This is a genomic window from Ralstonia pickettii, from assembly GCF_001699815.1.
Classification (GTDB): Bacteria; Pseudomonadota; Gammaproteobacteria; order Burkholderiales; family Burkholderiaceae; genus Ralstonia; species Ralstonia thomasii.
On the sequence record NZ_MCGB01000061.1, the window covers coordinates 307,677 to 319,784 of the forward strand.

Genomic DNA, 12,108 nt, shown 5'->3' on the forward strand with positions numbered 1-12,108 from the left:
GTGCTTGTTCTCTTAGGCGGCGATGCGCAATCGTGGTAGCAGGCACGGGGCACGCCTGGTATGAGCGGCCATACACCGTGTGCAAGCGTCAATCGATCAGGTACACGGGCGAAGACCAAGTGAGATGGCCATCCTCGGTCACGGCGCGCACATACAAGGCGTTGTCACCCGTCTCGTTCAACGGCACTACGGCTTCGCCGACGTAGGACAGCATCCGGTTCTCTTCGGGCAGGCGGTAGACACGTGCCCTGCGCCCCAGGCCGCCTGCCTCGAACACCGTGTCTTCACCGCTCACCTCGTCGATCGGCAGGACCATCTGCACGGGTCCTGTGTTCAGACGCAACTCGCCGCCACTGGCCTGATCCAGCCACAGCTCGATCCCGCCAAAGCCGCCGGTCGTCAGGTATTCCCAGCGCACGTTGTGCTTATCCTCAAGCAGCAGGCGCTTGTCCAGGTTCCACCAGTTGATGCCGTCGATGCGTTCGATCGCGTTGCCGGATACCTCCAGGCTTCCGTCCCAGATGGTTTGGCGGCCGCGGCCGCGATATTCCGAGCCCTCCCAGATCAGCCGGATGCGGCGACTGCGCGATGCATCGAACGTTGGACGGACAGTCTGGACGACGCGCGTCCGGTTACGAATCTCGAGTCGGTCGATCGGCGAGCCGCTATGGAGTTCCACCTTGAAAGTCGCCTCCTTACCGGCATAGCTTGCGATATCACCCATGGAGAGCGAGGAGGTTTGCGCCACCACCCGGCCGCCCATCTGCGGGTCGTCGCTATAGAGCGCTGCGCTTTCATCAACCTGTACGCCGACGTCAAGGAACAGGCGGCTTCCGGTCGTCGCGTAATGGCGCCGCTTGCGCAGGGCCTCTAGGATGGCCGGCCGTGTCAGCCCGGTCGCCTGCAGACAACTCAGGCCACCGTATGCGCCAAACAACGAGGCGCCCGGATGGCTGGCGCCGTGCCGGCCTTTGTGGCCATCGGAATTCGCGAGAATGCCCACGCGATAGCCTTGATCGAAAGCATCCTCCAACAACCACTCGAACGTGCCCCAGTCGGAATGAATCTCGATGGATTTCTCAATGCGGATATCGTGCGCCATCTTAATGTCTGCATAGCGCCCGCCGATATGGGCGAAGACGACACAGTCCTCGTGCGCCAGCTTCTCGAACAGTTCGTTCGCGCTATGGGCGTCGGTGTCCGCATCGGCCAAATCTTCGACCAGGGCATGGTGAGACCGGTGAAGGGTGCAGCCTTCCTTCGCATACAGTACATTTCGGTCGCCCCCCAGGCCGGTGTTGCCCGACCATTCGTAGCCGGGGAAGATGATGAACCTGCCGTCCTTGTTGAACTCGGCGGTGAGCCGGTTGAGCTCATGCCAGAAAGGCAGCGTGATCTGGAAGTCGTTGCCCTGGTGGCTCATGACATCGAGGAACGCGCGGTCGCGCGCGAATTCGATCAGTTCCCGGGCGGAATTGGTCCCGATCGTTTCCTCGGACTGGCCATGCAGATCTGCCCAGTAGGTAAGCCGCTCGGCATTGGCAACAATCTTGACCGGATTGGAGCGCGCGACGACTTCTCCTGCCCGATTGGCGATCTCGAAGGTCAACAGCCCGGGCGTGTTGCAGGACAATCCGTCGATGGTACAAGCATGTGTACCTCGCTTGACGTCGATTGCATCCGGTATGCCGTCCACCGGCATGGAGGCCCGCAGGTGAAAGCGCCCCGCGATCCTGTCGCTCGGGTTACCCCATTTATCCTCGCCCTTGAAGCCCAGCCGGAAGGACTCTCCGGCGCGGCATAGAGTGGGCGCCAGCAGCTTGCGGCTTACAGCGGGTCCTGCCACGACGGCGATGACCGGCTGCACGGGCAACTCGATATATGTGTAAGTAGCCCACGGGTCGACTAGCACTTTGAACTCGAAGGTGGATTCGCAGAAGGTCTGCACGCGCAACCCGGGGGAGCCGCCGCGACGATCGCCGAAGCGTACGGTGATCTGGTCGCCTTCGCGCAGAAAGCCCTTCACCACCCGGATCATCAGCGTCTTGTCCCACGGTCGAACGTTGCGCTTACCGTCGTACTCCAGTGCCAGGATTGCGCCGTTGCTGGCCTTCGCAGTGACGTAGTTCGGCGCGGTCGGATCGGTGAACTGCGGTTTGCCCATATCGCTCGCAAACCGGTGGACGATCTTCAGGCTACCCGTATCGTCGATACCGAAGTAGCCGGCCGTGTACGTCAGCACAAACTCTTGAAAACTGCCCGCTTCGAAGGCGCCGGACGGCGTAACGGTGGCAGTGCCGGCCCTGTGGGCCATGTACGTGCTGGGGTATGCGGAGTGTGTCATCGTGGGCTTCACAGTAGTCAACAAGAGTCTAGGCAGACCCACACCCCGCCTTTTGCAAATCTTCGAAAGTGCGTGCCGAATTTCGCAAATCGTCTGATAAGTCCCCCTCTACCATGGCGGCCTGAAGGATTGAGGATTCGCCATGCCGCACGCCCCGTTGCCATCTGCCGATAGAAGCGGCTCGCTCGCGCTGCTGCAGCGGTTGGCTATGTGGCTGCCACTCCAGCGCGCGCACCTGCTTCTTGTGCTGGCCGGCGCGCTGGGCTGCATCGGAGCGCTGGCGACGATTCTCTTCCGCGAATGCCTGCGGGTGTTGCAGTGGTGGCTTTCCCGCACCGACCAGGATTTGGTGGCCGTGGCACGAGCGCTGCCGTGGTGGGCTCGGGTGCTGGTGCCCACTGTGGGAGGTCTGTTGGCCGGACTGCTTCTGCAGATCGGCTCGAAATGGATCTCGCGCAACGGCTCGGAAGACTATATGGAAGCAATCGCCATCGGCGACGGTGTGCTCAGTGCGCGACAGAGCCTGCTGCGCAGCGCTTCCTCCCTGTGCTCAGTGGCCAGCGGAGCGTCGATTGGGCGCGAAGGGCCAATGGTGCAACTGGCCGCATTGTGCGGCTCGCTCGCCGGCCGGGTGCTGCGCCGCGTGACGATGATTTCGACCGACCAGTTGCGCCTGCTCGTGGCATGCGGCGCGGCCGCAGGTTTGACCTCGGCCTACAACGCGCCGATCGCCGGCGCGGTGTTCGTGTGCGAGATCGTCTACGGTTCGATTACCACCGCCAAGCTCGGCCCGATGCTGATTGCCACGGTGATGTCAGACATCGTTGTGCGTCAGTTCTTTGGCTACGGCGCGGCATATGCGATGCCGCATTTCAATTTCGTTTCCGGCTGGGAGGTGTTCACGTATCTCGGCCTAGGGCTTGCGGCTGGTATGGCGGGGCCGTTGCTGCTGGTGCTGATTGACCGTGCGCGTGATGGCTTCCTGCATATTCCATTGCCGTTTGCAGTGCGGATGGCGCTAGGCGGGCTGGTGGTGGGCGTGTTCTCGGTGAAGGTGCCCGAGGTGTGGGGCAACGGCTACAGCGTGGTCAACAGCTTTCTGCACGAGCCGTGGCAGTGGCAGGGGGTGACGCTGGTGCTGCTGTGCAAGGTTCTTGCGACTGCCGCCAGTGCTGGCTCAGGTGCGGTGGGCGGCATCTTCACACCCACGCTTTTCTGCGGCGCAGCGCTGGGCCTTCTGTATGGCTCGGCCATGCATGCGCTGCTGCCCGCTGCCGCGGCCGTTCCAGCAAGCTATGCGATCGTCGGCATGGGAGCACTGCTGGCGGCTACGACGCACGCGCCACTCATGTCGATCCTGATGATCTTCGAGATGACGCTGAGCTATCAGGTCGTGTTGCCGCTGATGCTGGCATGCATGACCGGCTATGTGACCGCGAACGCGGCAGGCGCACCTTCCGTGTATGCGCGTTCGCTTGCGCGCGACCAAGGCGTGGGCGAGAAGCAAGCAAAAGATGCAAGTGTCGCCTGGGCTTCTGACCTGAAGCGACCTCAATAAGCGAATCCGAGCTAGGCGCGTTCCTTGGGCCCCGAGGCAACGTCAACGTCCCCTTTTCATAAGAGCCGACATGGTTCATATAGACGGATTAAAGCAGCGACCCGAGACAATGCGCGGCCATCTTCCGTTGAAACGGTGACCGGGATGGGCATCGGGAATTCCACGTGGGCGGCGAAATTCCTGTTGGTGTGGTGGCTGGTCGCTGCAGGGAAGCGCGAGATGGTCGTATTTGCACGAACCGGTACTAATGCCGAAGCGCAAGACCGCCAGAACGGTTGGCAACGGGGTGATGGCGTATTTCTTAAGTGAGAGTGAAATGGGACAAATGACGGAACAAGAACAGCCAAATGAAAATGAAAACTTCGAAATACACGATTCGCCGATTGGAGTCAATAAAATTGACGCCTTTCGAGGCGAAATAGCGGACGGCAAACATCAAGAGCTAGCCACCTATATGATTAAGGCACTGGAAAAACCTGCAATTCACAGAAGGACGTTTCTAAGAAATGCTTTACATACGCTATCATTTGGAACCTTGGCCCCTTCGGTGCTGACATCGGCATTAATGACCGCTTGCGTGCAGAGTGAGAATGCTGCGGAGACAACCACGTCGTCAATCAAGAAAATCTCCAGCAGCAGTACAACCACAAGATCGGTCATCGTTATTGGCGCCGGCATTGCTGGGTTGTCAGCCGCTAGTCAATTGGCGCAGCAAGGCTACGCCGTTACGGTGCTGGAGTCCCAATCCAAAGTGGGAGGACGGCTAAGCACGGACAGAAGCCTGGGGATTCCCTTTGATCAGGGAGCCAGTTGGATTCACAGACCCAACGGCAACCCTATCACTCCGCTTGCAGCGCAAGCTGGTGCCACTACCTTCCTCACTGATGACCACAATGTCGTCGTCCATGATGTCAATGGTGCAGCCTACCCTGACGCTACGCTGACCAGCACCGAACATACTTACAATACCGTTCGAGACAGCATTCCTGGTTTGGGCAGCCTGAATCAAAGTTTTGCGGCGGTCTTCAATAGTAATTATCCCCAATACCAGAATGACCGGCTATGGAAATACATGCTCTCCGCCTACCTTGAGTTTGATGTAGGCGGAGATGTCTCCAAAATATCATCCCTATATTTTGAAGATGATCGGCAATTCAGCGGCGATGATGTCATTGTTACCAATGGCTATGACACCGTGGCCAACTATTTGGCGAAAGGCTTGAACTTGATCTTGAACACCCAGGTTGCAATCATTGATTACTCAGGAGATCAAGTGACTGTAGCGACAACTGGTGGCCAGATCTATCAAGCCGACTCCGTTGTTGTTACTGTGCCATTGGGGGTTCTCAAGAGCAACGCCATCACGTTTATACCGGCCTTGCCTAGCGAGAAGGCCGCCGCCATTGCCAATATGGGTATGGGAAATATCAATAAATTCTTGCTAACCTGGAACGCGCCATTCTGGGATACAAGCTTGCAGTATATTGGCTACACTCCCGACAGCCTTGGGCAATTTAACTACTACCTCAATATCAACAAGTATCTCGCATCAGCGAACGCCTTGATGACATTCGCTTTTGGCGACTATGCCACCGCCACGGAAGCCATGACGGACAGCGAGGTCATTAACGCGATTATGGCCAATCTCCAGACCATCTACGGAAGCTCCATCCCTTTCCCGACGAACATGCTGCGCACAGCTTGGGGAAAGAACGTGAATTCCTTCGGCGCCTACTCCTACGCGGCAAGCGGCACCACCTCAGCTGACTTTGATACCTTGGCTGAGGCGATCAACAACAAGGTGTTTTTCGCTGGAGAACATACCAACCGAGATTATCGGGGGACTGTCCATGGGGCTTATTTGAGTGGTACCCGCGAAGTCGCGAAGATCATGGCGCTGTAATTGAGCAGGAACGCGCTACCAAGGTCTGGTGATGTCTCAGCCGAGGGCGCGCAGCAAATTCCAGCGGCGCACAGCTATGACCGCAACGACGCGTTATCCAGTTAGTACGCGCACAACTGCGTGGTGACACGCTGGTTGATCGTTATGGTGCGGGCACCGGCAGCAGACGACCGTCCGCCGAGATATCGTTGACCTTCTAGACGTCGCGGCGCTCCAGGCTCACGCGCATGGTCGCGGTCGAGCAGGATCAACATGCCGGCTCGGACCACACGACGGTTGACCGCTGTGTGGTCCGTGGCTTTTTCTAGAGTTGGCGGCTTCGTTCAATCGATTCGCGGCACGGTGCGGCTTGTACGTGCGCGCAGCGCTGCTAGTGCCGATTCGGCGGCCTTTTTCATCGTGGTGAGCTTGCCCCGCGAAAAAGGCATCGCCGTCAGCTTCGTTGCCGTGCGGTGTCGTGCAGAAAATGCCGTTATCAGAACCTATAAGTTGCAGCGATTTGACCGTAGCGGCCGATGCCCGAGTACAGCGACGGATCATAGGCGCCGCGGTACGTGTACATCCATACCGGGTCAAACGGCGGGGTGCGGTTGAACAGGTTATTGATGCCCGCATACAGCGTCCAGTTCTTGATGCCGGTGTAAGACACAAACAGATTGAACTGGCTATAGGAAGCGGCATCTGAGCCGGGGTTAATCACTTGTGTGTAGGGACCGGTGTATTTCCAAGTAAGAGTGGTCGTCCACTTGCGATAAGCCCAACTTAGCTCAGTGGTGCCCTTCCAGCGCGGGAAAGCCCCGCCGAACACCGTGTTGTTTGCGCCGTTATTGCCCGCGAAATCGGTCGCGACCCCGCTCATCGGCATCGTGAAGTGCCACACGTAGGCCCAATCACCCGCCAGTGTGAATGTGCCGATCGTCGTTGGTACCACCTGCTTGAACGTGGCTTCGAAACCCTCGGTACGCAGATACGAGAGATTCGTGTACCCGAGCTTGTACATCGGCTGCCCCGGATTGGCGTTAACCATTGCGACGATATTCGGCTGACCGATCACGTTGCTGACATCGATCCTGTAATAGTCGAGGCCGAAGTCCGTGGTCCGGGTCGGCGACGACTGGAAGCCGATGTTGAAATTCTTCGTACGCTCGGGTTGTAAGCTCGGATTGCCGACAAAGTACTCGTTGACGTTCTGATTGTTGACGGTCTGATAGGTCACGGCTGCCGCCTGGTAGAGCTCAATCAGCGTCGGCGCGCGGAAGCCACGGTTATACGAGGCATACATGGTCAAGTCGCGCACCGGCTGATAGCGCAGTGCAAAGCGTGGCGAATAGACGCCGCCGAAGTCGTTGTATCGATCATAGCGGCCGGACTGGCCGAATGTTAGGCCACGCACGATCGGAATGTCGGCCTGGTAGTACAGCGCGGCGACATTACGGTTGCCGTCCACCGCCTGAGTGTACGGGTTCACAAATGCGGTGGAGCCCGGACCGATGTATTCGCTTTGATGCTGGAACTGTGCGCCAAGACCGATCCCTACGTCGCCCGCAGGCAGCTTGAACAGGTTCGGGGTTGAGATCGTCGCATCCACCACATCGAGCTTCGAGATCCCCTGGTTATAGGAGGTACCCAGCACACCAGGTAAGCCATTGAGCGTAGCTGCGCTGAACGTGGCAGGCGTCACGCTATCGGTGTACCCCAATACCGCAGATGCATTGACCTGGTTTGTGTAGGCGTTGGACACCACGCTTTGCGAATGCCCATAAGACGCGGCCCAATCCCAGTCGCCGAATCTCGTCGTGCTGAGCGAGCCTTTCATGCCGGTCGACACACGATAGAAGTTGGATGTGGTGTTCACCGCCTGCGCTTTCGGGAAGTAATAGGTCAGCGCATTTCCGCCGACCGTGGGAGCGAACGCAGCAAATTCACTGCCCGTGTAGTAAAGCGAAGGCACGAGTGCGCCTGCTCCAAAGCCAGCCAGGCCGGACATGAGCGACGTGGTGTTGTGGCTGCCCCAGATGTCGCCAAAGGCCTCGACGTTATCGCTGACCTTGAAGGTGGCGTGCACCTTGGCACTGGTGCGCTCTGTCTGCGCTGCGAGCGATTGTCCACTCGCGCCGTTTTGAGAGCAGACCGTACCGTCAGACTTTGTTTGCAGATTGTTGAGCGCGGAGGTGACCGTTCCTGTAGGTCCGCAGGGGCTCAGCGCCTGCGGGCCAGAAGGCGTCATGAAGAAAGAGCTGGGCTGAGAGAAGTATCCGCCTGGCAGCGCAGCGTAGTTCTCGTTGCGCGCGAAATCCCGCTGCGACATGGAAACGCCACTGGAGCGGTAGTGGCTGAGCGCTGCCGTCACATGGAAGCGATCCGAGTTGAGATTGCCAAAGCCACCCAACATGCTGAAGCTCGTTGTGCCCTCGCCACCGTGCTGGGCGCCGCCCGCGCTTGCGTCAAGCTGAAGGCCCTGGAAGTTCTTCTTCGTGATGACATTGACCACACCCGCAATCGCATCCGAGCCGTACTGCGACACAGCGCCCGTCTTGACGATCTCGATGCGGTCAATCATGTTCAACGGTAGCGTGTTGACATCGAAGAACGTGTCGGTGCCGCCGTTTGCGAAGGCGTACGGCGCGGCGCGCTGGCCGTCCACCAGCACGAGGGTGTACTTCTCGCTCATGCCGCGCAGTGCAATACCCGTGCCGCCCGGCGACTGGCTCAGCACCGTGTCTTCCCCCCAACTGCTTCCCGAGTTGGCGCTCGTGCCACGGAGAAAATCCGAGACCGTGGTGGCCCCGCTGTTAAGCATCTCCTTCTGCGTGACCGTTTGGACTTGATTGAAGCCCGTCTTGTCCGAGCTGCGAATCAGCGAACCTGTCACTTCAAACTTCTTCAACTGCGCAACCTTGTTGTCCGATGGGCCAGTGATCTCCGTACCGGAAGTTGACGTGGCAGGTTTTGGCGTCTGCGTACCTGACGCCGGCGCGGTGGGCGTGACTACCTGGCCAGTGATTGCCGGTGTGCTGCCCAGGGCCGATTCGGACGACGGACCTTCGGAGGCGACGGGTTGACTCTGCGCAAACGCCGGCACGGCAAGTGCGGCCGACAACACCAACTGCGCCCAGACGATCTTCTTGATGGCGACTGCCAATGCTTTTTGTTTCATTTCCCATTCCTATCAAATGCCTTCCAGGCGTTCGCGATCTGCGCGTCCTTGCTGATCGAGCGCCTTGAGCGGCCAAAAAAAATCGGTGTTGTAGAAAACGGCGATGTCGCAACCGTCATTGCGGCTGCCGGTGCTCCACTTCAGTGCAGCCTTAGCAGCGGCTTACGCGTGTGCGAACACTTCAACGGTCTTAGCAGCGGCTTACGTATGCGTGAGCATTTCGAGAGCCTTGGCAGAGGCGCGCGCATGCACAAGGCTCGAACTTGCTCTGGACTCACGCCAAATCGCTTGCATCAAAGTGGGTCGAATCCGCGAGTGTCCCTCACCAGCGATGACCGGAATTCCGCGTCAGAAAATGGCGCCGGCAGGCCGATGGCGGCCAACACCAGCGCGTGGAAGCGCATGCAATGCGCTGGAAGAACCGCGCCCAACTCTTGCCCGCATAGCCTCCACATCTTCGCCTCTGCCTTTGAAAATTGGGCCACATGATGTTGCGTGAGAGTGGACCTGTCTACTGTGACAAGTGACAGTTCGCGGGGCAGCGTGTCTCTCCTAGAATCGCCGCCGTTCATCCAATCAGACCGGCTGCTTCCACGTCCGCGAACAGCAAGCGCGTTGCTCAGCCGATCTTTTCCTTCCGAGGAGCATCACCATGAGCTTCGGCCTGCTTCTGTCGAGACTGCCGCACGTCCGGGAGTCTCAAGCCCGCTATGACGCCATGCTTGCGCTACACCCTTGCGGGCCCAATCGCATCACAGCGTTGTGCCGTCAGATCGCAAGGCTCTTCAATGCGCTAAGGGCGGCGTAGTGGCGCCGTGAGAGGCGACTCGACCAGAACGACCGTCATCACCGCCGGAACATTTGCCGACATGCGGGCTTCGGCCCCAACGGCAGGACGTAAGCGCTCGCGACAGAGCAGAAGTCACCCATGTTTCGACGTAGCAAGAACCCTGAAGGCAATGACGCTCAGTCGCGGCAGTTGGCGGCGCACGCCGGGAGAAATGAAGTGAAAATCGAAGGGCAGTATTTGGTGGGATCGTCCCCGGTTCAAGGAGCGGGGCGCCCGCGCGAGTTCGGAAAAAAACAGCAGACCCCCGTGCGCCGATTTGGCGGTCTCGCTGCCGTTCTTCTCATCCACGTGGCGTTGATTTATGCACTGCTCAATGGCCTCGCGACCAAGGTAGTGCAAGTCATTCAACATCCGGTCGAGACCAGGATCATCGAGCCGGTCAAGCCGCCACCCCCACCACTGCCGAAACCAACCGTACATCAGGCGTCGCCGAAGCTTGCGCCGCCGCCGTTCGTACCGCCACCCGAAGTGCCGGTGCAGGCCGCGCCGCAGCCGACCATCGCACATCAGAGCGCGCCGGCGCCCTCAACACCGGCGCTCGCACCGCCCGGTCCGCCTGCCCCGGTGGCGCAGCCTGCTCCAGCCAAGGCGAAGAGCACCGAAGTGGGTGTGGTTTGCCCGAACTCAGATCAGGTGCGCTCATCGGTGAGGTATCCGAAGGAGGCGCAGGAGAACAACGTCACCGGTGATGTGCTCGTCGAATTCGTGGTTGATCCGCAGGGCCACATCACGAATGAGCGTATTGCGAAGTCGTCCGACGATTCCGCGCTGGATACCGCGGCATTCAACGCCGTGAAGAAATTCAATTGCATCGCCCAGGGCCAGTCGGTTCGTGTCCAAGTTCCGTTCTCGTTCAACCTGAACTGATCTGAACCCGCAGTCGAGTAGTACTGGTAGCGATTTGTTAGTCAAGTTGTAGAAGTTCAACGTTTGAACGGGAGCAGACATGAAGAAGCGTTCTCTAGCCGCCATGGCGGTAACCATGTTGATCGCCGCGGCATCGGCGACCACCTTTGTCGCGCCGCAAATGGCGTACGCCCAAGTGAGTGACGCGAAGGTGCCCGCCCAGAGCACCATCGCGCCGCAAACGGCTGGCGCGACAGCCGACCAGGCGGTGCCGCCGCCAGTCCCTGCCAGCACCGAAACCGTGACTAACCCGTACGGCCTCAGTGCGCTGTGGAACAACGGCGACTTTGTTGCTCGCTTCGTGCTGATGCTGCTGGTGATCATGTCGATGGGAAGCTGGTACATCATGGTTACCAAGTTCCTGGAGCAAATGCGTGCAAACCGCCGTGCGAAGAACGCCGACGATCAACTGTGGAGCGCGCCGTCGCTTGCCGCGGGCGCCAAGCTGCTGGACGAGGCCTCGCTGTTCCGCTTCCTTGCCGAAACCGCGGTCGAAGCGGGTGAGCATCATGACGAAGCCTTGCTCGAATCGGTTGATCGCAACACCTGGATCGACGTCTCGGTTGAGCGCGCGATCACGAACGTGTCGAACCGCCTGCAAGATGGCCTCGCGTTCCTCGCCACGGTTGGCTCAACGGCGCCGTTCATCGGCCTGTTCGGCACGGTATGGGGCATCTATCACGCGCTGACGGCAATCGGCATCGCCGGCCAGGCGTCGATCGACAAGGTCGCGGGCCCGGTGGGTGAAGCGCTGATCATGACGGCAATCGGTCTCGCAGTCGCGGTTCCGGCTGTGCTCGGCTACAACTTCCTCGTACGCCGCAACAAGTCGGTGATGGAACGTGTGCGTGCCTTTGGTGCCCAACTGCACGCCGTCGTGTTGGCCGGCGGCCAGCGTGCCAAGCGTCCGGTGGTAGTTCAAAAGGCTGCACTGGTCGAGCAAGTGGGGTAAATCATGGCGATGAGCGTTGGCCACGATGGCGATGAGGACGAAGTCATTGCCGACATCAACACCACGCCGCTCGTCGATGTCATGCTGGTCTTGCTGATTATCTTCTTGATCACGATTCCAGTGGTGACACATACGGTGCCGGTGCAGTTGCCGAAACAGGCGGTCCAGCCGCTGCAGACTAAGCCCAAGAGCGTCACGATCGCGATCAACCGCGACGGCGACATCTTCTGGGACGAGAAACACGTGGATGCAGCGACGCTGCTCGCGCGGTTGAAGACCGTGTCGGTGATGCAGCCGCAGCCCGAAGTCGACGTACGCGGTGATGAGAACACTCGCTACGAGTTCATTGGCCGGGTGATTACGGCCTGTGAGCGCGCGGGGATCAGCAAGGTGTCATTTGTGACGGAGCCGCCGGCGCGCGGCGGGTAAGGAGCTGAT

Annotated in this window: 7 protein-coding genes; 5 read left to right on the forward strand and 2 right to left on the reverse strand. The window is 59.4% G+C overall.

What is annotated here, in order from left to right:
* Positions 1-88: 88 nt before the first annotated feature.
* Complete coding sequence (locus tag BEK68_RS12095) at positions 89-2,344, reverse strand: hypothetical protein (RefSeq protein WP_004630274.1); 2,256 nt, start codon at positions 2,342-2,344, stop codon at positions 89-91.
* Positions 2,345-2,486: 142 nt separating this feature from the next.
* Here BEK68_RS12095 and BEK68_RS12100 point away from each other — a divergent pair, with 142 nt between their 5' ends.
* Entirely contained in the window at positions 2,487-3,902 is a 1,416-nt protein-coding gene (locus tag BEK68_RS12100; RefSeq protein ID WP_004630273.1) for a ClcB-like voltage-gated chloride channel protein, read from the forward strand.
* 247 nt (positions 3,903-4,149) lie between these two features.
* Complete coding sequence (locus BEK68_RS12105; protein ID WP_238563766.1) at positions 4,150-5,805, forward strand: flavin monoamine oxidase family protein; 1,656 nt, start codon at positions 4,150-4,152, stop codon at positions 5,803-5,805.
* Positions 5,806-6,280: 475 nt separating this feature from the next.
* On the opposite strand, the gene BEK68_RS12110 is transcribed toward BEK68_RS12105, so the two are convergent.
* Positions 6,281-8,962 carry a TonB-dependent receptor gene (locus BEK68_RS12110; protein ID WP_065851733.1) on the reverse strand — a complete coding sequence of 894 codons (2,682 nt, stop codon included), beginning with the start codon at positions 8,960-8,962 and terminating at the stop codon, positions 6,281-6,283.
* 928 nt (positions 8,963-9,890) lie between these two features.
* Between BEK68_RS12110 and BEK68_RS12115 the strand changes: the two genes are divergently transcribed.
* From BEK68_RS12115 to BEK68_RS12125, 3 genes are all read left to right on the forward strand, one after another.
* Positions 9,891-10,679: an energy transducer TonB gene (locus BEK68_RS12115; RefSeq protein WP_004630261.1), complete on the forward strand. Its 789-nt coding sequence runs from the start codon at positions 9,891-9,893 to the stop codon at positions 10,677-10,679.
* 79 nt (positions 10,680-10,758) lie between these two features.
* Positions 10,759-11,670 (forward strand): MotA/TolQ/ExbB proton channel family protein, encoded by a 912-nt coding sequence (locus BEK68_RS12120; RefSeq protein ID WP_065851735.1) that lies wholly within the window; start codon positions 10,759-10,761, stop codon positions 11,668-11,670.
* 3 nt (positions 11,671-11,673) lie between these two features.
* A complete protein-coding gene (locus tag BEK68_RS12125) occupies positions 11,674-12,099 on the forward strand; it encodes an ExbD/TolR family protein (protein ID WP_004630255.1) in 426 nt (141 codons plus the stop codon).
* Positions 12,100-12,108: the final 9 nt, after the last annotated feature.